This is a genomic window from Paenibacillus sp. FSL K6-1330 (assembly GCF_037976825.1).
GTDB lineage: Bacteria > Bacillota > Bacilli > Paenibacillales > Paenibacillaceae > Paenibacillus_AQ.
Genome location: NZ_CP150269.1, coordinates 1,763,885 through 1,789,935 on the forward strand (window position 1 = coordinate 1,763,885; position 26,051 = coordinate 1,789,935).

At 51.1% G+C, this 26,051-nt stretch carries 24 protein-coding genes; 11 read left to right on the forward strand and 13 right to left on the reverse strand.

Annotated elements, in window-relative coordinates; genetic code table 11:
• Positions 1–123 precede the first annotated feature (123 nt).
• Positions 124–978, reverse strand: a complete 855-nt coding sequence (locus NYE54_RS07615; RefSeq protein WP_339271253.1) for a 1,4-dihydroxy-6-naphthoate synthase — start codon at positions 976–978, stop codon at positions 124–126.
• Complete coding sequence (locus NYE54_RS07620) at positions 975–1,685, reverse strand: futalosine hydrolase (protein WP_076323175.1); 711 nt, start codon at positions 1,683–1,685, stop codon at positions 975–977. Before NYE54_RS07620 ends, NYE54_RS07615 begins: the two co-directional genes overlap by 4 nt.
• Positions 1,686–1,872: 187 nt before the next feature.
• On the opposite strand from NYE54_RS07620, the gene NYE54_RS07625 reads away from it, so the two are divergent.
• The 4 genes from NYE54_RS07625 to NYE54_RS07640 all read left to right on the forward strand — a co-directional run bounded on the left by NYE54_RS07625 (position 1,873) and on the right by NYE54_RS07640 (position 6,842).
• The gene (locus NYE54_RS07625; protein ID WP_339271256.1) at positions 1,873–2,472 is read left to right on the forward strand and encodes a TetR/AcrR family transcriptional regulator; all 600 of its coding nucleotides are present in this window, start codon (positions 1,873–1,875) and stop codon (positions 2,470–2,472) included.
• Between the two features lie 227 nt (positions 2,473–2,699).
• A complete protein-coding gene (locus NYE54_RS07630; protein WP_339271258.1) occupies positions 2,700–3,707 on the forward strand; it encodes a substrate-binding domain-containing protein in 1,008 nt (335 codons plus the stop codon).
• Positions 3,697–5,631 (forward strand): sensor histidine kinase, encoded by a 1,935-nt coding sequence (locus NYE54_RS07635; RefSeq protein WP_339273425.1) that lies wholly within the window; start codon positions 3,697–3,699, stop codon positions 5,629–5,631. Before NYE54_RS07630 ends, NYE54_RS07635 begins: the two co-directional genes overlap by 11 nt.
• Complete coding sequence (locus tag NYE54_RS07640; protein ID WP_339271260.1) at positions 5,628–6,842, forward strand: response regulator; 1,215 nt, start codon at positions 5,628–5,630, stop codon at positions 6,840–6,842. Before NYE54_RS07635 ends, NYE54_RS07640 begins: the two co-directional genes overlap by 4 nt.
• Positions 6,843–7,057: 215 nt before the next feature.
• On the opposite strand, the gene NYE54_RS07645 is transcribed toward NYE54_RS07640, so the two are convergent.
• Positions 7,058–7,273, reverse strand: coding sequence for a transposase (locus tag NYE54_RS07645; protein ID WP_339273427.1), 216 nt, complete (start codon positions 7,271–7,273; stop codon positions 7,058–7,060).
• 471 nt (positions 7,274–7,744) lie between these two features.
• Here NYE54_RS07645 and chvE point away from each other — a divergent pair, with 471 nt between their 5' ends.
• The 3 genes from chvE to mmsB are packed head-to-tail and all read left to right on the forward strand — an operon-like array spanning position 7,745 to position 11,574.
• A complete protein-coding gene (gene chvE, locus NYE54_RS07650) occupies positions 7,745–8,830 on the forward strand; it encodes a multiple monosaccharide ABC transporter substrate-binding protein (protein WP_339271262.1) in 1,086 nt (361 codons plus the stop codon).
• Between the two features lie 42 nt (positions 8,831–8,872).
• Positions 8,873–10,405: a multiple monosaccharide ABC transporter ATP-binding protein gene (mmsA, locus tag NYE54_RS07655; RefSeq protein ID WP_339271264.1), complete on the forward strand. Its 1,533-nt coding sequence runs from the start codon at positions 8,873–8,875 to the stop codon at positions 10,403–10,405.
• Between the two features lie 2 nt (positions 10,406–10,407).
• On the forward strand, positions 10,408–11,574 hold the full coding sequence (mmsB, locus tag NYE54_RS07660) for a multiple monosaccharide ABC transporter permease (RefSeq protein ID WP_076323005.1): 1,167 nt from the start codon (positions 10,408–10,410) through the stop codon (positions 11,572–11,574).
• Positions 11,575–11,658: 84 nt separating this feature from the next.
• On the opposite strand, the gene NYE54_RS07665 is transcribed toward mmsB, so the two are convergent.
• The 4 genes from NYE54_RS07665 to NYE54_RS07680 form a co-directional block, all read right to left on the reverse strand.
• Positions 11,659–12,387, reverse strand: coding sequence for a Tat pathway signal protein (locus NYE54_RS07665; protein ID WP_339271266.1), 729 nt, complete (start codon positions 12,385–12,387; stop codon positions 11,659–11,661).
• The gene (locus NYE54_RS07670) at positions 12,384–13,262 is read right to left on the reverse strand and encodes an ABC transporter ATP-binding protein (protein ID WP_339271268.1); all 879 of its coding nucleotides are present in this window, start codon (positions 13,260–13,262) and stop codon (positions 12,384–12,386) included. Before NYE54_RS07670 ends, NYE54_RS07665 begins: the two co-directional genes overlap by 4 nt.
• Positions 13,252–13,638, reverse strand: a complete 387-nt coding sequence (locus tag NYE54_RS07675) for a GntR family transcriptional regulator (protein WP_339271270.1) — start codon at positions 13,636–13,638, stop codon at positions 13,252–13,254. Before NYE54_RS07675 ends, NYE54_RS07670 begins: the two co-directional genes overlap by 11 nt.
• Positions 13,639–14,038: 400 nt before the next feature.
• Positions 14,039–14,626 carry a M15 family metallopeptidase gene (locus NYE54_RS07680; RefSeq protein ID WP_339271272.1) on the reverse strand — a complete coding sequence of 196 codons (588 nt, stop codon included), beginning with the start codon at positions 14,624–14,626 and terminating at the stop codon, positions 14,039–14,041.
• Positions 14,627–14,802: 176 nt separating this feature from the next.
• Here NYE54_RS07680 and NYE54_RS07685 point away from each other — a divergent pair, with 176 nt between their 5' ends.
• From NYE54_RS07685 to NYE54_RS07695, 3 genes are all read left to right on the forward strand, one after another.
• On the forward strand, positions 14,803–15,330 hold the full coding sequence (locus NYE54_RS07685; protein ID WP_339271274.1) for a hypothetical protein: 528 nt from the start codon (positions 14,803–14,805) through the stop codon (positions 15,328–15,330).
• Positions 15,331–15,621: 291 nt separating this feature from the next.
• Complete coding sequence (locus NYE54_RS07690) at positions 15,622–16,491, forward strand: MurR/RpiR family transcriptional regulator (RefSeq protein ID WP_339271276.1); 870 nt, start codon at positions 15,622–15,624, stop codon at positions 16,489–16,491.
• 105 nt (positions 16,492–16,596) lie between these two features.
• Positions 16,597–17,550: an ROK family protein gene (locus tag NYE54_RS07695; protein WP_339271278.1), complete on the forward strand. Its 954-nt coding sequence runs from the start codon at positions 16,597–16,599 to the stop codon at positions 17,548–17,550.
• A 171-nt stretch (positions 17,551–17,721) separates the two neighbouring features.
• Here the strand turns inward: NYE54_RS07695 and NYE54_RS07700 are convergent, their stop codons facing one another.
• The 3 genes from NYE54_RS07700 to NYE54_RS07710 all read right to left on the reverse strand — a co-directional run bounded on the left by NYE54_RS07700 (position 17,722) and on the right by NYE54_RS07710 (position 20,826).
• The gene (locus NYE54_RS07700; RefSeq protein WP_339271280.1) at positions 17,722–18,903 is read right to left on the reverse strand and encodes a PatB family C-S lyase; all 1,182 of its coding nucleotides are present in this window, start codon (positions 18,901–18,903) and stop codon (positions 17,722–17,724) included.
• A 33-nt stretch (positions 18,904–18,936) separates the two neighbouring features.
• On the reverse strand, positions 18,937–19,860 hold the full coding sequence (locus tag NYE54_RS07705) for an AEC family transporter (RefSeq protein WP_076323014.1): 924 nt from the start codon (positions 19,858–19,860) through the stop codon (positions 18,937–18,939).
• A 246-nt stretch (positions 19,861–20,106) separates the two neighbouring features.
• Positions 20,107–20,826: a 3-ketoacyl-ACP reductase gene (locus NYE54_RS07710; RefSeq protein ID WP_098742445.1), complete on the reverse strand. Its 720-nt coding sequence runs from the start codon at positions 20,824–20,826 to the stop codon at positions 20,107–20,109.
• 172 nt (positions 20,827–20,998) lie between these two features.
• On the opposite strand from NYE54_RS07710, the gene NYE54_RS07715 reads away from it, so the two are divergent.
• Positions 20,999–23,131 (forward strand): class I SAM-dependent methyltransferase, encoded by a 2,133-nt coding sequence (locus NYE54_RS07715; RefSeq protein ID WP_339271284.1) that lies wholly within the window; start codon positions 20,999–21,001, stop codon positions 23,129–23,131.
• Positions 23,132–23,300: 169 nt separating this feature from the next.
• Here the strand turns inward: NYE54_RS07715 and NYE54_RS07720 are convergent, their stop codons facing one another.
• The 3 genes from NYE54_RS07720 to NYE54_RS07730 all read right to left on the reverse strand — a co-directional run bounded on the left by NYE54_RS07720 (position 23,301) and on the right by NYE54_RS07730 (position 25,946).
• Positions 23,301–24,023 carry a peptidylprolyl isomerase gene (locus tag NYE54_RS07720; protein WP_339271285.1) on the reverse strand — a complete coding sequence of 241 codons (723 nt, stop codon included), beginning with the start codon at positions 24,021–24,023 and terminating at the stop codon, positions 23,301–23,303.
• A 275-nt stretch (positions 24,024–24,298) separates the two neighbouring features.
• On the reverse strand, positions 24,299–24,691 hold the full coding sequence (locus NYE54_RS07725) for a hypothetical protein (protein WP_339271287.1): 393 nt from the start codon (positions 24,689–24,691) through the stop codon (positions 24,299–24,301).
• A 550-nt stretch (positions 24,692–25,241) separates the two neighbouring features.
• The gene (locus NYE54_RS07730) at positions 25,242–25,946 is read right to left on the reverse strand and encodes a hypothetical protein (RefSeq protein WP_339271289.1); all 705 of its coding nucleotides are present in this window, start codon (positions 25,944–25,946) and stop codon (positions 25,242–25,244) included.
• Positions 25,947–26,051: the final 105 nt, after the last annotated feature.

Genomic DNA, 26,051 nt, shown 5'->3' on the forward strand with positions numbered 1-26,051 from the left:
TAGAATACATAAGCTTTCAGCGGAAGCTAAATCTTCTGATTACCGCAAGAAAATTCTATTTGTAGTTTTTCTTCTATTGGAAGTACATCTATTGAGAATATACTTTAGGGTTAGGTCGCCATATTATGGACGCTTCAACAGTGCAGGATCGATCCGCGGCACAAGCCCTTCATCGGCTGCGCGGTTCAGCAGGGCGGAAATTGCTGCATAGCCGTCTTCGCCCAGCTCTGCGGTAAATGGATTGACATACAAGTCGATGTGGGCATCGGCGACATCCGGGTCCATTTCCTGAGCGTGTTGGAGGACATACGCCCGAGAGTCCTCAGGATGTTCCCAGGCATATTCGACAGAAGAGCGGATCCAGTTCGAAATGCTTGCCAGATCCAGCGACCTCCGGGCCACAATCGCCCCCAGAGGAATAGGCAGATTTGTATCGGATTCCCACCAGCTGCCCAGATCCGTCATCAGCTTCAATCCGTAGGATGGGTACGTGAATCGCGCTTCGTGAATGACAAGCCCGGCATCGATCGCTCCATCCCGGACAGCCGGCATAATCTGATCGAACGGCATCACCACGATTTCGCCGAGTCCCCCGGGTACGTTCTGTGCGGCCCACAGACGGAACAACAGATAAGCTGTGGAGCGCTCACTTGGAACGGCTACCCGCCGGCCGGACAAATCTGCAGGGCTGGCTGGTGTTTTTCCGTCCGTGAGCTTGTCCGCCGTCAGAACGAGAGGCCCGCAACCGCGGCCGAGCGCTCCCCCGCAGGGCAGCAGGGCGTATTCATCCAGCACCCAGGGCAGCGCGGCATAGGATATTTTCAAGATGTCATGTTCCCGATCCTCGGCCGCCCAATGATTGGTGATATCGATATCCGCATAGGATACATCAAGCTCGGGAGCACCGGGAATAAGACCATGAACCCAGGCATGAAAGACAAATGTGTCGTTGGGGCAAGGGGAAAAAGCGATTTTCATCGTAACACCTCCGGTAGTAATGAACTTGCTGTCTCAAGCGCCTGCAGCGCCTCCTTGATCTTCCATGCGCCGCGGTCCCGCGGACCGACCTGATTGGATATGGAACGGATTTCAAGCACGGGCACACCGGCTGCATCGGCAGCGGTCGCCACGCCGAATCCCTCCATCGCCTCGGCTGCGGCGTCCGGCACCCGATGGAGGAGGCGTGCGGCCGTAGCTGCTGTTCCTGTCGTGGTGGAGACCGTCAGGACGGGCCCGAGGGTTACGGCTGCGCCAGCAATCTTTAAGGCCTCCGCAAGTTTGCGGGCAGAAGCTGGATCTGCCTGCACCCGATCCATTCCGAAGCCAAGCTCTTGGACGCTGCTGAAGCCGTCTTCGGTTTCAGAACCGAGATCAGCGGCAATGATGGTGTCCGCAATGACGATGGAGCTAACCTCAGCCTGGCCGGCAAATCCTCCGGCGATACCTGCGCTGACAACGAAATCATAGGTGCCTTGAATCAGCTGGCGGGCAGTCGCAGCAGCGGTAGCCGCGGGACCGACTCCACCCGCGATGACATCAAATCCATGTGCGCGCTTAAGCCCGCGTTGCACGGCTTCTTTTTCGGCATCGACTGCCGTAACAATAAGCACGCGCTTGGAAGACGGGGCTGGCAAGTTATGTGACTCGGTCATATCCACCGAGTTGGATTGGGTATGTTTCTGCATGTTATTAATCTCCTTATTGGCTGTAACGATAAACATCGTTATCCTTTTACGTTATAACGTTCTTGATGCGATGTAAAGTCTCGTGCATGTTAAGACTGGACTTTATGTGTAGCAGTAACTTTCCGATATAGAGTATAATGAACGGTAACTTACATACATCATGATTAGATTCGGAGGTTGGATAGCTTTGCGTAAGAAGGGTGCGAACGGACAAGAAAGCCGGGCTAGACTACTGATTGTCGCTGCCAATGAATTTGCAAAGTCAGGATACCATCAGACCAAGATCAGCACCATCGTTTCCCGGGCTGGATTGACGCAGCCGTCATTCTATTTGTATTTTGAAAGCAAAGAAGCCGTTTTCAAGGAGTTGGTGGAGAAATTTCGCTCTGAGCTCAAGATCCTGCTCGAGGGGAGCAGATTGGAAAGCGGAATTGATGAGGAGCATGTAACCGGTCGTTTGCAGAGCGTGCTGACGGGGTTGTTCGCGTTTCTTGGCAAAGATTCGGACCTGACACAAATTGGTTTTTTCATTGGGGATGACGCTGTCATCGTAAAGTCTGAAATGGTAGCCATGATTGAGCAAAATCTGAAAGCTGAGCAGCGGGACGGGTACTTTGACGGAGATTTAGATATGCACATCGTTGCGGAGTGCTTGGTTGGCGTCATTGAAAGACTAACCTCACAGCAGCTTCTGACAGGCAAGCGGACTCCTGAGGATCTTGCGCGTCACGTGGTAAGTTTATTTATGCACGGCATCAGCATTTATCCGGCTAAGCGGGCTACATAAGGCAATGAAATTTAATGTATAAAAATAAAGATAATTAAAATATCAGAAGCAGGCAGTGATATGGTTAGGGTTAACCGTGGACGGCCTGTTTTTTGCTGTTGACCAGAGCCGAATTCCAGCAAGGGTTTGATCTTTTTCAAAGAATTGCAGTATATTCATTATACGTTATGTAACCGATTGCAACTGGGAATGGCGAACGAAGGATCAAGGAATCGGGGGTTTTAATCATGAAGAAGATGATGCTGGTGTACGGTGCGCTTCTATTGGCTTTTCTTACCTATGTGTTCATGTACAGACTGGAGGACAAGCGTTCTTCTGCTTGGGAGGAAGGCGGCCTGCACGGCAGCATTGGGGAGAATTATGTCATGGTGACTTTTCAATCTGGCATGGAATATTGGAAAAATATTTTAAAGGGCTTCGAGGATGGAGGGGATGCTCTGGGCGTAACTGTCGATTACCGAGGCTCTACACAATATGACGTGGAGGAACAGATCACCGTTCTGGAACAAGTGATTGCCAAAAAACCTGCCGGTATCGCCTTGTCGGCCATCGATTCCAAAGCGCTGACGTCGACAATTAATAAAGCCGTGGAAGCTGGAATACCCGTCGTGCTGTTCGATGCGGATGCACCTGACAGTAAGGCCTATTCTTTCCTGGCGACCAATAATTACAACGCTGGCGTTGCGGCCGCGGACAAAATGGCGCAGCTTCTCGGCCGGGAAGGGGAGATCGGGATTGTTACCCAGCCCGGGCAGCAGAATCATGATGACCGTTCCGAAGGCTTCAGGGACACTTTAGCACAGCGATATCCGGGCATGTCCGTGGTGGAGATCAGGGAAGGTAAAGGGGATACCCTCGTTGCCAAAGAGGCTGCTGCAGACATGCTGGACAAGCACCCGGATCTCAAAGGGATCTTCGTAACGGAGGCCAGCGGCGGAATGGGCGTGGCGGATGCTGTTATCGGCGCGAATAAAGCGGATCGGATTACCATCATCGGATTCGATACAAATAAAGGGACGCTGGACCGGATTTCCGATGGAACCATCGCGGCAACGATCGCTCAGGGGACGTGGAACATGGGCTATTGGTCGCTGCAGTATTTATTTCATCTGCATCATGGTCTTACCGTACCGGCCCCGACGCTCGGCAATGACGTGTCTCCACTTCCGACAAGGGTGGACACCGGGATCTCGATTGTGACCCGAGAGAATGTGAATGATTATTATGCAAAATAGAATCAGAGCGGAATCCTGGCGCGAAGGCATCTCGCGGTGGCTGCGGTTTGGGGATATACCGCTGAGATACAAGTTGGTCATCTTGTTCCTTATGGTTGGCATCCTGCCCTCAATCGCGCTGGGCGTCCTCGTCAATTGGACGGTTAACCGCATTGTGGATCAGCAGGTAACCTCGAACACCATTCAATTGATCGGAAAGGTCAATCAGACCTTGGACAATGATATGGAGAATCTCCAGAACATTACGTATTTGATCGGATTTGACCCGCGCACGGAGCGATTTCTGCAAGGGGAAATCCAAGGGGATAAGCCGGCCGCAGGAACCGAAGATACGGGTAATTCCGGCCTGCAGTCGTTCTCGGTGAAGCAGGACAATGAGGAAAATTATGAGATTAAGCGGTATCTTCAAGGCTTCACGACGCTGTACCCGGAAATCGCCTCCATTCTTCTGGTCAATCGCGACGGGGAATACATCAGTAACGAAATGTATGCGCGCGGTCCCGCCAGCTTGACGGAGGAAGCTTGGTACCTTGAGGCTGCTTCAAATGAAGGAATCTTTACAGTGCTCGGGCATCCGGCAGATCGTAACGTCACCACCCATGTTCATTATGGCAACGAGGAGCTGGTGTCGGTCGTTCGCTCGTTTGTGAATCCGGATACGAGGGAAGTAACCGGAGCGGTATTGATCGATTTGAAGCTGCGGGCGGTTGCGAGAGCGGTCCGGGATGTCACGCTTGGAAAAAGCGGATATTTGATGGTGGCCGAACCCGGCGGCTCCAGCATCTATAAGCCGGAGGATTCCATCATTCCGTCCATACCGCCTTCGTGGTTTCCGGAAGAGGACAGCGGTGCTTTCATCCGTGAGTCGAACGGAGAGCGGCTGCAATTGATATACGGCACCTCCTCCTTTACCGGCTGGCGGACGATCGGCGTATTTCCAACCAGCGAATCGGTGTATGAGGTCCGAGAGATTCGATTTTATATGATTTGTTTCTTGTTTGTGGTGTGCTTGTTTGGCATAGCTGCATCCTACACGCTTTCACAGTCGATATCCAGACCGATCTGGCAACTCATGTCCTTCATGCAAAAAGCAGAATCCGGGGATTTGACGACCCGTTACTGGGGAAACCGTCAGGATGAGGTGGGCATGCTTGGACGCAGCTTTAACCGCATGCTTCTGCAGATCCGCAAGTTGATGAAGCTGAGCGAGCTCCGGGAGAAGCAGAAGCGCGAAGCGGAGCTGCGCAGCCTACAGGCCCACATTAAGCCGCATTTTCTGTACAACACACTGGATACGATCCATTGGATGGCCCGTAAGAAAGGGGCGGACGATGTATCGGATCTGGTGGAATCCTTGTCGAGGCTGTTTCGGATCGGACTCAGCAAAGGGGATGATATCATCTCCATGTCCGACGAATGGATGCATATCAGCAGCTACTTGCAGATACAGAAGACGCGCTACCGCGACAGGCTGCAGGTTGAGATGGAGCTTTCGCCTGAGGCTGAGAAATTATACGTGCTGAAGCTCCTTCTGCAGCCGGTGGTGGAAAACGCGATATACCACGGCATTAAGGCCCGGAGAGGATCGGGGCGAATCTGGATCAAAGCTGATGTCGAGGGGAATGTGCTGGTACTTGCCGTACAAGACGACGGGGCAGGTATGTCCAAGGAGCAGCTGGAGACGCTTCGCAATCAGCTTGCCGATCCGGTAACGGCCATGGAGACGACTCCGGGAGAAAGGGTAGGCGAAAGTCGCAGCTATGGCATGCTGAATGTGCAGGCACGCATCAAGCTAACGTTCGGCGATGAGTACGGAATTGCAATTGACAGTATAGAGAACGAGGGAACGACGGTAATGATTACGCATCCGCTGCTGCATACCGCCCCTTCGTCCTCCAATCATGATGGGAGAGACAGGCTATGAACAAAGCGTATCAAGTCCTGATTGCTGACGATGAGCCGATTATCCGTGAAGGAATTCGGGATGCGGTGGATTGGGAGGCTCTTGGCATGGAGGTGGCTGCTGAAGCGGAGGATGGCGAGGAAGCGCTGGAGCTTGCGCTCAGCCGGCCGATCGACATTATGCTGGTCGATATGAATATGCCGTTCCTGGACGGCATCGGGCTTATGAAGCGGATGAAGGAAGAACGTCCCGAATGCCGGTTCGTCATTATTACTGGCCATGACGAATTTGCGTATGCGCAGGAAGCGATCCGGCTCGGGGTTAAGGATTATATATTAAAGCCGGTGAATGCGGATCACCTGATTCGAGTGCTTGGAAGCGTAAGGGATGAACTGAATGACCGGCAAATCCAGGAGAGTTATCTGAAGAAGGCCTCCGAGCAAATCGAGAAGAATATTCCGCTGCTGCGGGAACGATTCTGCTTGGAATGGATGCATGGCCTGCTGGATGAGGAGGAGGCGCTGGAGCAGCTGGAGTTTCTCGGGCTTCCTCCTAGTAATCCTACTCAGGTCGGCATCGCCAGGTGGCCGGAGATGACGGCTCCGCAGCCTTTGATGAAGGAAAGCGACCGGCAGCTGTATCTGTTCGCGATGGAGAATATCATTTCCGAGCTGATCCATCCTGCTCCTTGTGTTTTGTTCCGTGATCATACAGGATGGATTGGCATCTGTTTATGGGGTGAGACGGATGTGGAAATCGCAGCCGATGCCGAGCAATCCATTCAGAAGTACTTGAAGCTGACTGTCAACGTTCATATGGAGTTTGTATCGGAAGGAGCGGGGGCGGTTGCTGCAGCCTATGAGGCCTGCCGGGATGGGGTGTTTAAGGATGCGCAGCTGTCTCCGTTAGTACGGCGGGCCCGGCAGCTCATCCAGGAGCAGTATGCCGTTCGGGAGCTGACGCTGGAATCGTTTGCCCAGGAGCTGCAGGTTTCGCCAGTCTATCTGAGCCGAACGCTAAAGAAAGAACTGGGCACGTCCTTTATTACGCTTATGACCCAGACGCGGATTCAAAAGGCGATTCAGCTGCTTAATTCCACCGATCTGAGTATCCTGGACATCGCGGAGCGGGTGGGATATGACAGCCAGCATTATTTCAGCACGGCTTTTAAAAAAGTAATGGGGGTATCACCGAACCGGTACCGCAAAGGGGCGACGGTTCAGGAAGAGTAGGCGGTGTGCGAGGATCATGAAGGGGACATTCCGAACCTATGCCATTTCCTGCTGAGTCTCATATTTTTGCAAACGCGGGAGCAGATCTTTGCGGAGTGAGTGTATCGCTTTTTTCAGTGGTTTGTCCTTGGGCCGGGATTGCAGTTTCGCCTCCAATTGCTGTACAGGTCTGGACCTTCTCCTGGGCATAACTGAAGCGCGCTCGTGAAGACCTTCTACAGTACGTCTTTTATACGCTCGGAACGAAAGCGATTAGTGGTGCGAAAATCCGGATGCTGTCTCCCGGCAATCCACATGAACATGACATTCTCGCGGACGGCATTGGCGATATCTGACGAGAAGAGTAGATCCGTTGTGTGTAAGCGTAGACGTTGGCTTTGGTGAGCAACTTGGGATGGTAGCTGTCTAGACTGCCGCCGGGGTTGCCCCATGGTATATTGAATGTACAAAAGAAACCGTTCCTTTCGTAAATGGTTTGGGTAGCACCTCCATTTTACCGAAGAACGGTTTCTTTGCGTCTAAAAAAGTAGGCAGTCCGCACGGCGTAACGGAGAGGACGAATCGATTCCGGACAAGCGACAGCGATGGTAGGAACGATTCGTACATGGAGCGTCTTCTAACAGGAAGAAGGGGGGCTCCCGCAAGATCTAAGATCTTTTGGGACTCCCCCTTTTGGATGCCGGCAACCGCTTGGGGCATGGTGTGACTAAGCCGGAAAGTTACGCAGCCAATGTACACTCGCGTAAAACCCAAACAACAAAAGTATGAAAATTATAAAAAAGGTTGTTTTCGTGGAAAGACCCCTACACCCGATGGGATGTATCCTTTTTAGTACAGAGAGGCTTTTCGAACCTTCGGTTGTAAGCGCTCTCGATTCCATTTTTCGGAAAGGGGAACTACCGATGAAGAGAGGATTGCCAGGATTGCTGATCGCGGTGCTGCTCTTGGCCCTGACGGCCTGCAACCTCGCCGAAAGCAAAACCGGCGATGCTGATAAGGGGTATGTCGGCCTTGCGATGCCAACCAAATCATCCGAGCGCTGGGTGGCTGACGGGAAGAACATGGAGCGGCTGTTTCAGGAAAAAGGATATAAAACCGACCTTCAATTTGCTGAGGACGTGATTGAAAACCAGATTTCGCAAATCGAGAACATGATTACGAAAGGGGTCGACGTCATCGTCATCGCTTCAATTGATGGAAATACGCTAACCGACGTGATCAAGAAGGCTCATGATCAGGGAATTAAGGTTATTGCCTACGATCGGTTGATCCGTAATACCGAGCATTTGAGTTATTATGCTACGTTCGACAACTTTCAGGTCGGCGTTCAACAAGCCTCTTATATTGAAGAGAAGCTCGGCTTGAAGGAAGGGAAGGGGCCGTTCAATATCGAGCTGTTCGGTGGATCGCCGGACGATAACAATGCTTACTTTTTCTATGACGGCGCGATGTCCGTTCTGAAGCCTTACATGGATTCGGGCAAGCTTGTGGTTCGGAGCAAGCAGACCACGATGGCCCAGATTGCGACCCTGCGCTGGGACGGGGCCTTGGCCCAGTCGCGGATGGATAACCTGATCAGCGCCAACTATTCCAGCGAAAATCTGGATGCGGTACTGTCTCCCTACGACGGGATCAGTATCGGCATTATCTCCTCACTCAAGGGTGTGGGTTATGGGACGGCAGGTAAGCCCCTGCCGATCATTACTGGTCAGGATGCGGAGCTTGCCTCCATTAAATCAATCGTAGCCGGTGAGCAAACCCAGACGGTGTTCAAGGATACACGCCAGCTCGCCGAACAGGCAGTCAAGATGGCGGAGAGCGTGCTGAAGGGAGAAGAAGCCGAGGTTAACGATACCGAATCGTACGATAACGGCATCAAGGTCGTGCCTGCCTATCTGCTCCCTCCTGTATCCGTAGATGCTTCCAACGTGGAGAAAGAGGTTGTGAAGACGGGCTATTACTCCAAGGAAGAAATCGGATTGAAATAGTCTTAAGGCAGCGAACATGAAACGATAGGAAGGTGAAGCCAGATGTCAGAGTACATTCTCGAAATGCGGAACATTACGAAAGCGTTTCCCGGGGTGAAGGCGCTGGATAACGTGAATTTGAAAGTTCGCGAAGGTGAAATCCATTCCTTGTGCGGGGAGAACGGAGCGGGCAAATCCACGTTGATGAAAGTGCTGAGCGGCGTGTATCCACACGGCTCCTATGAGGGAGATATTTTGTTCAAAGGCAGCGTCTGCGAATTTAAAAATATCAAGCAAAGCGAAGATCTGGGCATCGTCATCATCCATCAGGAGCTTGCGTTGATCCCTTATCTGTCGATTGCCGAGAACATTTACTTGGGGAACGAGCGTGCCGAGAAGGGCATTATGAACTGGAATGAGACGATGATGGGTGCCAAAGCGCTGCTGGATAAGGTGGGACTCAGCGAGAATCCGAACACACAGGTCGTCAGCATCGGCGTCGGCAAGCAGCAGCTGGTCGAAATTGCAAAGGCCTTATCCAAGAAGGTGAAGCTGCTTATTTTGGACGAACCGACGGCGGCGCTCAATGAGGACGATAGCGAGAATTTGCTGGAGCTTATGCTGGAATTCAAGAAACAGGGAATCTCCTGCATCCTAATCTCCCATAAATTGAACGAGGTCTCGAAGGTATCGGATTCCATTACGATTCTTCGTGACGGTCAAACCATCGAAACGCTGGATATGAGAGGCGGCGAGGTGAACGAGGACCGGATCATCCGCGGCATGGTCGGCCGGGATTTGACGAACCGCTATCCGGAGCGGACACCGAAGATCGGGGAAGTCATTCTGGAGATTAAGGATTGGACGGTATATCACGAACTGCAAGCAGGCCGCAAAGTGATTGACAACGTGAGCATGGATATACGCCGGGGGGAAGTCGTGGGCATTGCCGGGCTGATGGGTTCCGGCCGGACTGAGCTTGCGATGAGTATTTTCGGTAAGGCTTACGGCCGGAATATTACCGGAACGCTGCGCAAAGACGGGAAGGAAATCCGGAATCAATCCATTACCGAAGCCATTGATAACGGCTTAGCTTACGTGACCGAGGACCGTAAGGAATACGGGTTGATCCTCATGGACGATATCAAGCGCAACATCTCGCTTACCGGACTGTCCAAGCTTGCGAGGAACATGGTCATTGATGATAAGGAAGAAATACTCGTGGCGGAGGACATGCGGAAGAAGCTCAAGATCAAAACGCCGAACATTCTCCAGAAGGCGGGAAACCTCAGCGGGGGGAATCAGCAGAAGGTCGTCCTAAGTAAATGGATTTATGCCGAGCCGGACATTCTGATCCTGGATGAGCCGACGCGGGGGATTGACGTTGGGGCCAAGTACGAGATATACGCGATCATTAACCAGCTGGCGGATGAGGGGAAGGGCGTGCTTGTCATTTCCTCGGAGCTGCCGGAGATTTTAGGGATCTGCGACCGGATTTATGTCATGAGCGCGGGGCGGATAACCGGTGAGGTTAGCAGAGAGCAGGCTTCGCAGGAAACCCTGATGAGATACATGACCAAGAACGGAGGGGCTTAAGCATGGAAACACTCAAAAAAATGTTCAAAAACAACATCCGCCAATACGGGATGATCATCGCCCTTGTTGTCATTATGATATTTTTCCAGATCATTACGGGCGGGCTGCTGCTGGAGCCGATCAACATCACAAACCTGATTCTCCAGAACAGCTACATCCTCGTACTTGCTATCGGCATGGTGCTTGTCATTATTACGGGCCATATTGATTTGTCGGTCGGTTCGGTAGCTGCTTTCGTCGGTGCAGTGGCCGCGATTATGATGGTGGATATGCAGCTGCATCCGGTCATTGCGGTGATCGTGTCTCTGATCGTCGGGGGCCTGATCGGTGCTTGGCAGGGGTTCTGGGTGGCTTATGTAAGGATACCGGCCTTTATCGTAACGCTTGCGGGAATGCTGTTGTTCCGTGGTCTAACCATGATTGTGCTGGAAGGTCAATCGATTGCGCCTTTTCCTTCAGGCTTCCAGAAACTGAGCTCCGGCTTTATTCCGGATTTCGGTAACACCGGCACCAATCTAATCGCGATTCTGGCTGGGATCGTCTTTACGGTTATTTTCCTGATCAATGAGCTTCGCGAGCGAAAATCGCATAAAAAATACAACTTCGAAGTATTGCCAAACGGCTTGTTCCTTTTGAAGCTTATACTTATCGCGGCGGTGATCAATGCCTTTACGTTCATGCTGGCCAGTTATGCCGGCCTGCCGAACATTCTGATTCTGCTATTGGTGTTGATCATCATCTATTCCTTCGTGATGAACAAAACCGTGATGGGCCGTCATATTTATGCGCTTGGCGGCAACGAGAAAGCGGCGGCTCTGTCCGGCGTGAAAACCAAGAAGGTCACCTTCTGGGTATTCGTCAACATGGGTGTGATGGCAGCGATCTCCGGGTTGATCTTTGCCGCCCGCTTGAACGCGGCGACGCCAAGAGCTGGCACGAACTTTGAGCTGGATGCCATCGCGGCGAGCTTCATTGGCGGCGCTTCGGCTACCGGCGGGATCGGTACGGTCTTTGGTGCCATCATCGGCGGTCTCGTCATGGGCGTGCTCAATAACGGGATGTCGCTTGTAGGTCTTGGCATCGACTGGCAGCAAGGAATCAAAGGTCTGGTTCTGCTCGCAGCGGTAGCCTTCGATATTTACAATAAAAAGAAGAGCAGTGCTGCTTAATTTAAAACGATGTAAATGATAAATGGCTGACTCCGGGGTAGATCTGTTGCTCCCCTTGGATCAGCCATTTATTTTGCGTATATATTACATTTTAATCGTAACTCTTCGGGTTATCAGTCGAATCAGAATAAGTATAATCAGAATGACGGCCACGGACCCTGCAAGAGAAACCGGCAGCGAGACGGAAAAGGCTGTCGTGACTGGCAGCCACTGTTCCCATATGGAAGCCAGCTCAAATTGCCACAATGCATCCATGAAGCCGATTAACACGAGGGCTACGGCGATCCACCCCAAGCCGCGAATCCAGCCAAACCGGTAAAATCCGGATCCGATCATCCACCCCATCAGATAATAGATAAAGATTTGGATGCCGTAGGAGGCAAGCATCAGCAGCCAGCTGTTATCAAACTCCTGCATCAGCGGGGTGCTGCCTGCATCATGGGATGTAACCATCCCGATGATCCAATTGCCTAGACCCACCACGACTGGGAAGGCCAATGACAGATAGACGGCAGCCACAGCGGCTCCATTGAAGAAATCCTTACGGGTTACTCCATGTCTTACATAGTAGCTAAGGAAGCCATAAGCAGAAATAATACCGATTACCAGCATGAAGCCCTTGGTTGAGCGGTAAGTGATAGAGAAGAAGTCCTCCTCTGCGATTCCTTCGCGAACATTGACACCAACGCTGGTACCGATGCCGACTCCAATATAGATCAGCAGCACAATAAATAGAAATCCTAAGGCCCAGCTGCCTTGCTGAATAAACATGTCTGTCGATACTCTGGTTACGGCTGATGACGTTTTTTTCATGCGGAATATTCCTCCCCCGTCAGATGGATAAACAAGTCCTGGAGCGAGATCGGCCCGATCTCAAGTCCTGCCCGATGTGCGGCTAGCTGGGATGCCTCGTTTAATTCCCCATAGACCATGACGGCCTTGGTAGAACCGAGCTGCTGCACGTTGAGCACCTTCAAGCCCTGGATGAATTCATCTACCTTTGCCGCCGGGCCCGTAATGGAAACGCCCCGGGACGTGAGGCTTTCATAATCGTCTTGCAGCACGAACTGGCCTTTGTGAATGATAATGACTTCTTCAAACAGATAATCCATCTCCGAAACCAGGTGGGTGGAGAGAATGAATGTACGGGGATGGCGCTCCTGGTCTTTCAGCAGTTCCCGGTAAAAAATTTCGCGTGACGGTGCATCCATGCCGAGATAAACTTCATCCAGTATGGTAACTGGCGAGCGGCTGGCGAGTCCGATGCATACGTTAAAAGCGGATTGCATCCCTTTGGAAAGCTGCTTCAGCTGTTTATCCAAGGGCAAATTGAATTTGCGTGCGAGCTCAAGGGCGTACATGGTATCAAAATGGGGCCGGTGTCTGGCTATGGAATCAATCGCTACCTTGACCTTGTCCGTCTCGTCTTTGTAGTCTACATCATAGAAGAAGGAGACTTCCCTCATGATCTTCGCATTTTCGAACGGCTGCTCGCCGCCAATCGTAACCGATCCCGATGAGGGTTCGCGAAATGAAGCAAGAACAGACAGTAGTGAGGTTTTGCCTGCTCCGTTGCGCCCCAGGAGACCATAAATTTTGCCTGCTGGGAGATGAAGCGAAACATTTCGGACGGCTTCGAGGTCACCGTATACCACCGATACGCGGTCAAACTGAACATCAAGATTCATGGAGGTCACTTCCTTTTAATTGGGTTATGATTTGAAAAAGTTCATCCATGGACAAGCCGAGTTTGTCTGCTTCCTGTACCATTGGCATCACATAATGTTCCGCAAATGCACTCTTTCGGGTCTGGAGCAGCATTTCCTTGGCCCCTTCTGCAACAAACATGCCGACACCTCGCTTTTTATAGATGAGTCCGGAATCAACCAGAAGGTTGATGCCCTTTAATACCGTGATGTGATTGATTTTGTAAAATTGGGAGAGCTGCGTCGTGGAAGGAACCTGTTCACCTTCAAGCAGTAGATCATTCACGATCTGGTCCTCGATCTTCTCCTTGATCTGGATGAACAGGGGCTTATTATCTGGATGCACGGTACCGCTCAATAAGAATCACCGCCTTACCTTCATGTCCTGTTAAGGTTATATACTCATATATATGACTATATAACCAAAAGGTGAATCGATTGTCAAGCATTTAGTTGGATGTCGCAAATCCATTAACACGCATTTCCAAAAAACAACGTCAAAAAGGCCGACCAGAAGGATCTGGTCGACCTTGATCTAAACGCTGATGCGTAAGTCATTATCTTGCGTATAACTAAAGTATGCGAACCTCGATGCTCAATAAAAGATGATGCGTAATACCAAAATTCCAGTAATTCTTACGGACTCAGAATACGTTATTTCGTTAAAAACAGACTCTCTTCTCACCGTAACAGACAGGGGAGCTCTTATTTACGGTTAAAAGCGGAGGTAAACTATATTTACAAATTGCTATAGCCGTTCACTTTGCTTCCAAAGTCTCGGAAGCGTCCATGGGAGGGAGTTTTCCACGTTTCAAATCACGGATCGTCAGTCCGAAATCGATCTGTAGATGCGGATAATCCGGGAAGTTGGCCCAATCACCGCCCCACTGGAAGCCTAAATCTTTGGCAATTTCCACAACTTCCATCCAGTCGGCCTTGCCGTTTCCGTTCCCGTCATATTCCATATCCCAGATGATGCTTCCATCCTTTAGTCTTAGCGCAAAATCAATCGCAAGTCCATAGTTGTGAAGGGATTCTCCTGCCTTGGCATTCGTCACGATGTCGCCCTCGGTGCTGCGGCCCTGATTGTAGATGCGGGTCTGCTCTTCATGACTGCGGTAACCGTCCGTTATGATGATCGCGATTCCTTTTTTCTTGGTGAGACGGACAAGCTCGTTCTTTTGCTGCAATACATACGGGTGGAGCTGTGAGACTTTAGGGTCTTCTTTACTATTAAAATCAAGATCGTTGATGAATCCCGGTATGGAGGTTTGCAGCTGCATATAAAATATGGCGAGTAATAAGGCAGCAATTAAGAAAAGTGTCGTTTTTTTGCGTTTGATCATGCGAACTCTTTAATCTACCTACTTTCATATAATGGCTTACTCTATTATATCGGCATCCCGCCTCGGATTCCAACAGAGGGGACTTCCTGACCAGATATCGACATGAATAGCAATCCATGGTTTATCGCATCCTATTCATTAAAATGGTCGCTATCCGAAAAAAAGGGGGGATTGCAATGAGCAATATTCAAAATATGTCGATGAGGCTCAACCAGCTATCAAGCGAATTGACTACGGCAGCGCAAAACGGGGGAATGAACGAAGTCGGGATGATCGTGAGCCAGCTCAGCCAGATCCAAGCTGAACTTCAAAGCGCCCAGGCTGCAGTTTCGCCTGAAACTTCTGCTGCTGTCCGTCAGGAACTGGTGAATTGCCGGATGGTTTTGCATGGGATGATGAATACGGTGCAGGATATCCGAACCGCTACGGCGGAGCAGTACCGCCAAGTGCTGGGCGAGAACAAAACGGCATTCGAGCAAATGGACGAGACTGCGCAGCAGAGCGAGTACGCCGAAGCCTATCAACATCGTCAGCTGTTCCAGCAGATGGACCATGTCAGCCAGCAGCTTCATCAGCTGGATGGTTCGATGCTGGATGCAGGTTATCAGATGGAGCGGGGACAGGTGACCGGCGACAGTCTGAATGGAGCGGTAACGATTGAGGGGCTGACTTCAGGTACAGACGAAACCGGAAGCATGATGTAAGACTGCTCGATCGGAGGATCGAAACAGGATAACAGTTAACTACAATAATCGAAGCTGCAGATCCGATTCACAGGATGCTGACAGCTTCTTTTTTTAAGAGATATGAACGTATAAATACTAGTGCTTACCTTCCTTACCTAGCACGAAAACCTTCTGCTAGTATGAAGTCTGTCCTTAGAGAAACTGCGTCAATATCCGTTTTTTTAGTGATTGAAAGAAAACTCCTTTTTAATATATAATTAAGGAGAAAATATTCTTTTTGCGCCTGTTAGAGGAAACGAGGGATGTGGAATGGCAAGAGTTGGCCCAAGACTGAATCAATCCAACACGCTGCTGATGATATCGAGCATTTATTCTTCCCTGACCAAGACGGAGAAAAAAGTGGCTGATTACGTGAAAAGCTACCCTGAGGAAACCGTGCTCGCTACCGTAACGGATTTGTCTGAGAGGGCAGGGGTCGGCGAGACATCCGTCATTCGATTCTGCCGCAAGCTGGGGTTTCGGGGATTTCATGAATTCAAGCTGTCTGTTGCACAGGATTTGGTGGATCGTCCTCCATCCGTAATGGATACCGCTATCGATGAGCAGGATGACATGATGACGGTGGCCCGCAAGCTGACGATGCAGCATGAAATTTTACTTAAGAATACGCTGGATCTGGTTAACGCCGACAATCTAAAGATGGCGGTGGATAAGCTGCTGACCGCAAACAAAGTGTATGTCTATGGCGTGGGTTCTTCAGGCATAACCGCACTGGATTTGCATTATCAGCTGATGAGACTGGGGCTTAATGTGGAAGCGCACCGGGATTCGCATATTATTGCCATGTCCGCTTCCTTGGTCAAGAAGGGCGATCTCGTATTCGCCATTTCCACTTCCGGCAGCACGCGTGACCTGGTGGATCCGGTGAAGGAAGCGAAGCAGAATGGAGCGGACGTCATCTGTTTGACCGGACATCTCCGTTCCCCGATTGTTACATACGCGGATACGGTTCTCCCTGTATCTTCCAGGGAAATGCCGACAGAGGGCGGAGCCCTGGCAACAAAGTTCATGCAGACGTATATGTTGAACATTCTTACAACGCTCTTAACGATGAAAAAAGAGGATGCCTCGAAGTCGTTGGAGAAAACCGCGAGGTCCGTTGTGGATAAGCTGTATTAGTGAATCGATCCTTGGGAATCGATACACTTCTGTTCATCTTCGGGCGGGGGCACGGGATGAATCGATCTTCCATTTTATTGATTACGAAGGGAGTGTTTACATACTATGAGTTACGCGATCGGTGTTGATATTGGGGGGACGAAAGTCCAGTTTGCAGTCATTGATCGAGAAGGAAAGATCATAAACCGGCATCTGATGCCTACCGAGGCGAACAAAGGGCCGGAGCAGCTTATGAACAAAGTCCTGCTTGGCATCGACATGATGATGGAATCCGCCGGTTCAGAGGAAGCGGTGCAAGGTATCGGTATCGGCAGCGCAGGCCAAATTGATTTTCGGGAAGGGACCGTTCTATACGCGGGAGATACGTTGCCAGGTTGGACGGGGATGGAGATTAAACGAAAGGTATCTGAACGTTACGATACCCGGGTGCATGTTGACAATGATGTTAATGTTATAGCCATTGCCGAGAAAATGTACGGCGTTGGCAAGGATTGTGATAACTTTGTGTGCCTTGCTCTTGGTACGGGGATTGGCGGTGCCGTTATCGAATCGGGGCGTCTTCTTCGAGGGGTCTTTGGCGGGGCAGCGGAGCTTGGCCATGTCAGTATTGACATCAACGGTCCTCGCTGCAGCTGCGGAAATAACGGCTGTATTGAGCTGTATGCTTCAGGCAGCGGCATTGCCAGATTAGGGCTTGAGATGCAGAAGAGTGAAAGCGCTTCATATGATTGGGAACCTAATGCTCGGGATATTGTTAAGGCCTGGCACCGGGATGATCCGTCGGCCACGGAGGTGATGCGGGTTGTTATCCGAGCACTGGGAGCGGCTGTTGCCGGTTATATTCATGCATTTAATCCGGAGGTAGTGGTAATTGGCGGGGGAGTGGCGGAATCGGGTCCTCGTTTTTTGCAGGCGCTCGATCAGGAGGTCGATGTCCGGACTTCTTCGTATATGAGAAGCTGCTGCAGGATTATGCCTGCTAACTTTGGCAGTGATGCAGGTGTCATAGGCGCAGCTGCTCAAGTGTGGCATTACGGTAAGATGGATTCTATGTTGTAAGTAATATAGGAGAATTATTCCTTCAAAAATCAGGTAGAGGATTAGTGGTGTCTTGTCAGGCTTATGAGGGTGAACGAGGGTGTCAACTAAGGCAGTTTTGCATCGTCTTAAAAAAGCAATAAAAGGAGCCGCGCGTTTAGCCCGGCTCCTTTTATTAATTGAGTTTGTTACTTATGCTTTCCGCCATTCCTCGATCGCTTTATGTAGGCGAGACAACGCCTCCTGAACGGTGGCGCGTGTGCAGGCCAGGTTCATGCGCATGAAACCTTCGCCTTCCTTGCCGAAGGCTGCTCCGCTGTTTAAACCAAGCTTCGCCTCATGAACCAGGAAGCGGTTTAACTCCTCGTGGGACATGCCCATCCCGCGGAAATCAATCCACAGCAGGTAAGTAGCTTCCGGGATAACCACCTTAAGCTCGGGCAGATGCTCCTGGGCGAAATTCGAAACCAGCTCCATGTTCTCGCGGATATAAACCAGAAGTTCATCCAGCCATGGTCCGCCTTCACGGTAAGCGGCCTCGGTGGCGGCGGCACCCATCGGTGTAATGGAGCCAATGGCGTAACGGTTCAGTATTTTGCGGAACTTGCTGCGCAGCTGCGCATTCGAGATGATGATGTTCGCCGTATTCAGACCGGCGATATTAAACGTCTTGCTTGGTGCGGTGCAGATGATGGAACGCTCGGCAGCATCCTCGGACAGAGCGGCGAATGGCGTATGCGCACCAGATTCAAACACCAGATCTGCATGGATTTCATCGGATACAACAAGCACATCGTATTGCTGACAGAGGGAGGCCAGACGATCCAATTCCGTTCTGGTCCACACCCGGCCTACCGGGTTGTGCGGACTGCACAGAATGATCATTTTGACGTTGCCGGTAGAAAAACTCTTCTCCAAGTCCTCGAAATCCATCGAGTAATCTCCGTCCTCACTTCGAAGCAGCGGATTATGCACGAGCTCACGACCATGGTCCTGAACGACGCTATAGAATGGCGGATAGACCGGCGTCTGGATGACAACTTGATCTCCCGGCTCGGTGAACGCATCCACGATAAGGCTGAGTGCCGGAACGACACCCGGACAGAATTGAATCCACTCCTGCTGAATACTCCAGTTGTGGCGTTTCTTCATCCAGTCGCAAATCGCTTCACGGTAAGAGTCGGACGGGAACGTATATCCGAATACACCATGCTCCACCCGTTGATGGAGCGCCTTTACAACGGCGGGTGGAGCGGCAAAATCCATGTCAGCCACCCACATCGGAAGCGCGTCGGGCACGCCGAAGATGGTGGGAACATTGTCCCACTTCTGACAGTCGGTACAGGTTCGGTCTATCGCAAGATCAAAATTCATATGTAAATTCCTCCTAGTAGAGATGAGTTAGCGCTAAGCTACAAATTTAGCTAATGTGATTAAGCCGGTAATCGTAATTACGTTTAGTATGGTCGATATAAGGACAGTTTGTGCAGCAAAATCCGGCTCATTCTGATATTCTTCCGCCAAGATGGATGAATTTACGCCAACCGGCATGCCTGAAGCAATGATGAGTGCTTGAGCCGGGATGCCCTTTAAGCCGAGCAGCAGCACGATCAGAATGCCGATGGCCGGCGCGACCAGGAGACGCAGCAGCACGCTGAGGTAGACATCGAGCCGGCGCAGGCGGAGCGGATATTTGATGATCTGTGCGCCGAGCGTCAGCAGGGCGATCGCCACCATGGACTGATCCGCATACATCAGCGGCTGTGAGATAAAGACCGGAAGCGGCAACGCCAGGGCATGCAGCACTATGCCGATGACGAGGGCATAGGGAACGGGCATTTTCAGGAATCCGATGATGGCCTGTTTGTATAATCCTTCTGTCTTGGCCCCTTGAATGGAAATAACTCCGTACGTGAACGTAAGGAGGCTCTGAAAAGACATGATGAGCGCTTGCACCGAGCCGGCCATCGGATCACCCTTGAAGGCGAGATCATTGATCGGAAGGCCGTAGTTTCCCGAATTATCGAGCAGAAGGCTGTTGGTAAAAGCTGCTCTCATCCCCCGATTGAACTTGCGCTGCTTGGCAACCAGCATGCTGATCAGGTAGAGGACGCCGATATAGAGCGCATAGAATAAGGCCACCATGCCCAGCAGCTGCGGTGACATTTTGGACTCGTACATACTCATAAATACGGCTGCAGGCGTAATGTAGTAAAAGTTAATTTTAGCGAGTGTGTACAAATCGAGTTTAAAGGCATATTGCATAATAATGCCAAAGCCTATCAGGACAAAGATGGGAAGTACCACTTCAAGTAAAATGTCGGCGATCATGCTGTTGTCATCTTCTTTCCATGAGTGTAGCTTAAGGTAAATATCTGGCTGTCGTATGACGCCATGTCATTATATCATGACAAAGGATAGTTGACACTTGATTCCGTATGGAAAAAAGAACAATTGTCGCTGGTCAAAACCAATCGCTTTACACCTGGGCTGCACGCAAAAAGGGTGTTCCCTTGGCCGACGCCCAGGGAACACCCTTGGATGGTTATAGCAATAGTAGCGTCTGTTGACGCATCATTATTGCGGGTTGGTTGTCCAAATTCCGGCGGTTTTGACAAATACACGCTGCGGCAGCTTCAGTGCAGCGAGCACAAGCTCAGCTACGTCTTCCGGCTGCAGCATCCGGTCCTCGTCCCCGATCTTCAGGCCGGCATTGACGGCAAGATCCGTGTTAACGGTGCTTGGGGTCAGAGCGGTTACGCGAATGTTGTGTTTGCGAACCTCCTGCAGCACGGCTTCGGTCAGTCCCATAACGGCAAATTTTGAAGCGTTATAGGCAGAGCCTGTGGCGAATCCACGCTCTCCGGCCGTAGAAGAGATGTTGATGATATCACCCTTGTTATGCTCGATCATGCCCGGCAGTGCCGCGCGCGTCATGTAGTACGTTCCCATCAGGTTCACGTCGACGATACGTTTCCAGGCTTCAGGTTCCATCTCCAGCAGATTGCCGAATTGGGCAATGCCCGCATTGTTGATTAGAATGTCCACCGAGCCCAGCTCCATGTTTACCGCTGCAAAAGCAGCCTCTGCCTCGCTCTGTACGGAAACGTCGGCAACTGCGGCCACGGCTCTGACGCCATATTGTTCAGCAACCAGGGCGCTCAGCGGTTCCAGATCAGCTGCCGTACGGGCGACAAGCCCGACGTGCACACCTTCCTTGGCAAGCGCGATCGCCAGGGCGCGTCCAATCCCTTTACCTGCACCCGTGATGAGGGCTGTTTTATTTTTCAGGCTCATGTACACTCACTCCTTCACATCAATAAAAAAATATGGTTTCGTTGACCAGTATACCCTGTAGCATCGGCTATTACCAAATGCTTGCGATCCATCGACAGGAATTTGTTATAATCGTAGCAGCGAAAAAACATAACCGTGTTCATTATTATTTCAGGAAGTGGAGGAACAACCTATGCTGCACGCGCTGGACATCATAACCGCTTTTCGGCAGGGGGATGAAGCGGCTGCCAAGAGGCATCCATGGTTAATGAAACTGGTATCGGCCGAAGAACGAATCGTGAATCTGGAACGAATTACGTCCATCGGCCAATTATCCCATGCCAACCCCGTGCTGGATTATGTAGAACGCACCTTGAAGATACTGGATTCGCTCCCTGTCTCCTATTGGATCAAAGAATTGCTGGAAGAAGTACTGGTATGGGCGGAAACGGCCAAGGGCGGAACCATGCGGGAACGCCTCCGCTGGCAGCAGTCGGGTATCAACTTGTTCCTTCATAATATCGGGTCCGCCCAGCTATACGAGAGACATATTCGGGACGGTAATGGGACCCTGCCTCCGCATGAAGAGATGGTACACACACTCATACTTACCCATGGACTGCTTGGGCAACACATTCGGGGGGAAGTCGCTTTCGAGGAAAATTTGCCGCTGCATAAGCTTACGGAGGAAGGACGGCTGACCGCAGATGAGTTGATCCGGCTGCTAATCCCCTTGAATCACTGCATCATCGGTGGTGTATCGGAAGAGCTTTGGCATTCCGTTCAGGAAGAAATAACGCAGCTTATTCGCAATCTTGCCGAAGGGACCGTACCGGATCGATGGACTTATGAGGAGAGGCTGCACCGTCTCCGGTCCGTTTCGATTGCCCGGGGAGAAGACTTCGATAAGCAGCTTCAAGGGATTCGTGAGCAGTGTGATCTGTCAGCTGCCCTGCATGGATTTCAGGATATGACGCTCTGGTATGTGGAGGCTGCCCTGCAGGATTTCTCGTTGGAGGAGTTCATGAAGGTTCTTTTGCTTGCTCTCCATTCGGAGAAGCAGAGCCCGGCTCAGCAAGTTGCGGAGGGACAGCGAGATCAGCTGCTACCGGATTCGGTGAGTCACTTAAGCTTTGAGCCGCTGATGAATGATATGTATTACGATTATAAAGGCGTCAAGAAGCTGAACGTATATAAGAAGAGAATGATTGAGCAATATTTGCGCCAAACGGATTGGACGGCTTGCCTTCACGGGCCGGTGATGGCCAACCCGCATCTGAGCCATCGAATCGAACGGAAGCCGGAGCTTCCGGATACGGTATTCTTTACCTTCGAATTCTCGCAAGCGGCCGAGAAATTAATTGAATTTTGCATCGAAGCGGAGAAGTCGCCGCTCTATGAGAAAGCGGTTCTGCTCCTGTTCGACCTGTTTGGTCTGCGCCGGGACGCCTACGACAGGTTTCATAACGAAGAGAGTTATTTGAGCGATATGAACAGCACGGGAGATTACAAAAAAGTGATTCTGGATTATATTACGGGAACGGCGGTGCTGGATATCGGTCCCGGGGGCGGCGTGCTGCTTGACCTGATCGAGGAACGGCTGCCGCATGTGCGTCCGGTTGGGATTGATATCTCCTCGAACGTGATTGAAGCGCTGGAGAAACGCAAACGTTTGGAGCACAAAGCATGGGAAGTGATGAAGGGGGACGCGCTGAATCTCAGGGACTACGTGGAGCCGGGAAGTATCGATACGGTCATCTTCTCCTCGATCTTGCATGAGTTGTATTCTTATATTGAGATGGACGGAACCCGCTTCAATATGGCCACTGTAGAGGCCGCGCTGACAAGTGCCTACGAAGTACTCGCACCCGGTGGCCGCATCATTATCCGTGACGGGATTATGACCGAGCCCGGGGACATCTGGAGAAGGATTCGCTTCCTGGAAGCGGATGGGCTGGAATGGCTGACCCGGTATGCCTCCGATTTCAAGGGCCGGGTCATAACATATGAGCAGCTGTCCGAGACGGAAGTGCGCATGACTATAAACGATGCAATGGAGTTCCTGTATACCTATACTTGGGGCGCCGAGGCCTATGTGCATGAGGTGCAGGAGCAGTTTGGCTACTTTACGCCTACGCAGTATGCGGAATGTATACGCAGGACGCTAGGTCCCGAGGCGATCATAAGCGTGCAGCAGCATTATTTGCAGGAAGGATATGCCGAGGCATTGTCGGATCGCATCGAATTCATGGATGAAGATGGGAAGCCGGTGACGCTGCCTGACAGCACTTGCTTGTACGTCATCGAGAAGCAGGCCCATAGCTAGAAGAGACAATGACAGGCTGTACTGAAAAAAGAGGACCCGTACGCTCGTTTAGCGTACGGGTCCTTGTTCGTTAGTTGTCGCTTAATCTGCCATGGTCACTGTGTACACAAGTGGTCCGCAATGTGTTCCATTGCTAGAATTCGCGACGTAGTCCTAATCTGAAGAGATGCTATTCCTGCTTCTTGGGGTCCGGATAATCCTTGCCGAGCGTATCAACCGTCACTTTCTTCATGACGGGCACCTCAAGCGGCTTGTCCATCTGATCCCGCTCCAAGCCCACGATCTCCTCAGCCGTTTCCATCCCCTCAATCACCTTACCGAAGGATGCGTACTGTGCATCCAGGGAAGGAGCATCCGCAACCATGATAAAGAATTGCGATCCGGCGGAGTTTGGATCCTGTGCCCGGGCCATCGATAATACGCCAGTCGTATGCTTCAGGTCATTCTGAAAGCCGTTGGACGTAAATTCGCCGGGAATAGCGTAGCCCGGTCCCCCCGTTCCGTTACCGTCAGGGTCGCCTCCCTGAATCATGAAGCCGGGGATAACGCGGTGAAAGCCTGTCCCGTCGTAGAATCCTTGTTCCACCAGGGAGATGAAATTGTTCACCGTATTCGGCGCAACCTCAGGATAAAGCTCAAGCTTTATCGTTTTGCCGTTTTCCATCTCAATCGTGACAATAGGATGGCTGGCGTTCGGGTCCGGCACATTCTGCTTAACCTCGGGCTCCTTCGGGGGTTCCGCTTCGGGTGCTGTTGCCCCGTTTGTCGAACCTGTTCCGCCGCCTGAGCCGCTTTCGGATCCCTTGTCATTCTGACCGCATGCCGTCATCACAAGCAGCAGCCCAAGGATGACGAATAGTGCGGGCATCCAGCGTGTTCTGCGTTTCAACATCATTGATTCCTCCTGTGTTATTCCTTATCAAGCCTTAAGTATTTAATCTGTATCATATTTTATCACAGGTTGGACAAGTACTGAAAATCGAAAAAGATGAGTATACATATCTAAAGCTTCCATCGAAGAAATCTCACAGAAGATAGACCGCGTATAGAGGAAGTTTTCCTTGCGATGATCGAGTCGGTTCAGTTTCTCGTTCTATTTTCAATAAATAAGCCTCCGGACTTGTAGCAAGTCTGGAAGCTTAAGGGAAGGAAAACTTTGAACTGTCTCTACTTCGCCGGAAATATGCCCTCCACTTTGTTTAGAGGGAGCAGAATCCGGGAACGGTTCTTATCCTTGGCAAGCAATTCAATAAAATCGGCTCCGATTCTGACCAGACGGATCCGGTTAAAGGCACCGCGGGTAGGGAAGGTGGTCCGCACACCTACCAGCATCGTTTTGCCCGGCGGCTTGACATCAAATACCCGAACCGAGTTGAGACTGGACGGTATAAAGAGCTCGCCATGTACCTTGATGAAATTTTTCGGAAATACCCGCTGTAAACGTCCGGGTTCTAAACCGGTGTTCGGTGCGTTGACTTCAACCAGATGACCGGTTAAAGAGGCCAGTCGCTGCTGGAGCGTGATTTTATGTCCGCAGGGATGGAGCGGCAATCCTTTCATATTCAGCATCATCCTTCCAGGGTCGTATAGTGTAGTGTATGTTGGAAGGTATGACATGGGTGAACGTAGAGGTTCACATTTCCGGCGTGAAGGATCAGGAAGATGAAGAGTTTCCGCGGTTGCTCGTTTCACTGCCATCCGGCTTCTCGTGTTTAATGCTGCCTTGGTATCGGGATACTGTCCGGATATGAATCCTCGACAAACAGACCAAAATCCTTATCAATATCGCGTTCGGTCACTAAACGTTGATTCTCGTCAGAATGCTTCTTCATCGGCGGTTCCTCCTAGTGAATCTAGTCTTTGAAATGGTTGGCTAGTATAAGAACTGATAGCTCGACCCATACTGTTTTACTATAAAGATGTTGTATGGGAGGCATAGGCATGGAAAGAAAGGGAAACATATTAACAGCACTCATATGGGGTACCTTGATCGGCATCTTGCTGTGGATGTCATTTCTCGGCTGGCTGGATATCATATTCGGAAAATAGACGATCGTACCCATACTAGTATAAGACCCGCCTTCCTATTGGAGAGGCGGGTTTTGCAGGTTTAGTCGTCTCCGCCATGGCTGCCGTTTAGTAGATCGATACCGTGCATCTGCTCCGTCGGCGGGGCAGCGGGGTCCACCGGGCTATTGGCCGCAATAGCGTCCGCATCCGGTACATCCTCCAGCGGCTGGTACTCATCTTCTCCGGACGGGTAATCTTTAAAAATGTCCTGGTTTAAAAACGCAGTCCCGCTGCCGGTTAATGATGCGTCTGCTGCAAGCCGCCGCTCCGTATCGCCGGAGTATTGGCCGATAATTTCGTCTCCGGGACGAGAAGGGGGTTCGCCTTCGACGGCCCGCCATTCCCGATCCGTTACATCATCTGCGACATCGCGAATGTAGGTTTCATCGACTGGTCGATCCCCCTCTATCCGGTCTGCTTCTGCCTGCTCTGAGGGTGAAGAGGAAAAGGTTCTCTCGTCGGCAATGGTCCACTGCTCGGGATCAGCACCGGTAGCTTCCCATGCATCGCTGGCGCTGTAATCCGGGTCCATACGCTCCTCCGGTTTTGCATCCGCAGGTGCCGCTTCATTCAGATCATACGCGATATGGTCCGCATCTTCGCTGCTTAGGCTTTGCTCCGTGTAGGTGTTGACGTCTCTCAGATCATCTTGCGGAATCATCTCCGTATCCTCAACTCTCCGCTTAGCCTCGAATTCCAAATATGTCAAGTCTGCCAGCGTATTCCGATTGTTTTCGTCGCGCATATTGACCATCTCCTTCTATGATTTCAAATACATTTCAAAATATAACAGGTTTCTATACTTCGACTTTACCCGCTGAAGCAAGAATGAATCCCGGGTACGTTCAGG

Excerpts from the sequence above, each read along its gene's own strand:
- NYE54_RS07615 (WP_339271253.1), bottom strand. The coding sequence starts at position 978 with ATGAAAATCGCTTTTTCCCCTTGCCCCAACGACACATTTGTCTTTCAT.
- NYE54_RS07620 (WP_076323175.1), bottom strand. The coding sequence starts at position 1,685 with ATGCAGAAACATACCCAATCCAACTCGGTGGATATGACCGAGTCACAT.
- NYE54_RS07630 (WP_339271258.1), top strand. The coding sequence starts at position 2,700 with ATGAAGAAGATGATGCTGGTGTACGGTGCGCTTCTATTGGCTTTTCTT.
- NYE54_RS07635 (WP_339273425.1), top strand. The coding sequence starts at position 3,697 with ATGCAAAATAGAATCAGAGCGGAATCCTGGCGCGAAGGCATCTCGCGG.
- NYE54_RS07640 (WP_339271260.1), top strand. The coding sequence starts at position 5,628 with ATGAACAAAGCGTATCAAGTCCTGATTGCTGACGATGAGCCGATTATC.
- NYE54_RS07645 (WP_339273427.1), bottom strand. The coding sequence starts at position 7,273 with ATGGGGCAACCCCGGCGGCAGTCTAGACAGCTACCATCCCAAGTTGCT.
- chvE (WP_339271262.1), top strand. The coding sequence starts at position 7,745 with ATGAAGAGAGGATTGCCAGGATTGCTGATCGCGGTGCTGCTCTTGGCC.
- mmsA (WP_339271264.1), top strand. The coding sequence starts at position 8,873 with ATGTCAGAGTACATTCTCGAAATGCGGAACATTACGAAAGCGTTTCCC.
- mmsB (WP_076323005.1), top strand. The coding sequence starts at position 10,408 with ATGGAAACACTCAAAAAAATGTTCAAAAACAACATCCGCCAATACGGG.
- NYE54_RS07665 (WP_339271266.1), bottom strand. The coding sequence starts at position 12,387 with ATGAAAAAAACGTCATCAGCCGTAACCAGAGTATCGACAGACATGTTT.
- NYE54_RS07670 (WP_339271268.1), bottom strand. The coding sequence starts at position 13,262 with ATGAATCTTGATGTTCAGTTTGACCGCGTATCGGTGGTATACGGTGAC.
- NYE54_RS07680 (WP_339271272.1), bottom strand. The coding sequence starts at position 14,626 with ATGATCAAACGCAAAAAAACGACACTTTTCTTAATTGCTGCCTTATTA.
- NYE54_RS07685 (WP_339271274.1), top strand. The coding sequence starts at position 14,803 with ATGAGCAATATTCAAAATATGTCGATGAGGCTCAACCAGCTATCAAGC.
- NYE54_RS07690 (WP_339271276.1), top strand. The coding sequence starts at position 15,622 with ATGGCAAGAGTTGGCCCAAGACTGAATCAATCCAACACGCTGCTGATG.
- NYE54_RS07695 (WP_339271278.1), top strand. The coding sequence starts at position 16,597 with ATGAGTTACGCGATCGGTGTTGATATTGGGGGGACGAAAGTCCAGTTT.
- NYE54_RS07700 (WP_339271280.1), bottom strand. The coding sequence starts at position 18,903 with ATGAATTTTGATCTTGCGATAGACCGAACCTGTACCGACTGTCAGAAG.
- NYE54_RS07705 (WP_076323014.1), bottom strand. The coding sequence starts at position 19,860 with ATGATCGCCGACATTTTACTTGAAGTGGTACTTCCCATCTTTGTCCTG.
- NYE54_RS07710 (WP_098742445.1), bottom strand. The coding sequence starts at position 20,826 with ATGAGCCTGAAAAATAAAACAGCCCTCATCACGGGTGCAGGTAAAGGG.
- NYE54_RS07715 (WP_339271284.1), top strand. The coding sequence starts at position 20,999 with ATGCTGCACGCGCTGGACATCATAACCGCTTTTCGGCAGGGGGATGAA.
- NYE54_RS07720 (WP_339271285.1), bottom strand. The coding sequence starts at position 24,023 with ATGTTGAAACGCAGAACACGCTGGATGCCCGCACTATTCGTCATCCTT.
- NYE54_RS07725 (WP_339271287.1), bottom strand. The coding sequence starts at position 24,691 with ATGAAAGGATTGCCGCTCCATCCCTGCGGACATAAAATCACGCTCCAG.
- NYE54_RS07730 (WP_339271289.1), bottom strand. The coding sequence starts at position 25,946 with ATGCGCGACGAAAACAATCGGAATACGCTGGCAGACTTGACATATTTG.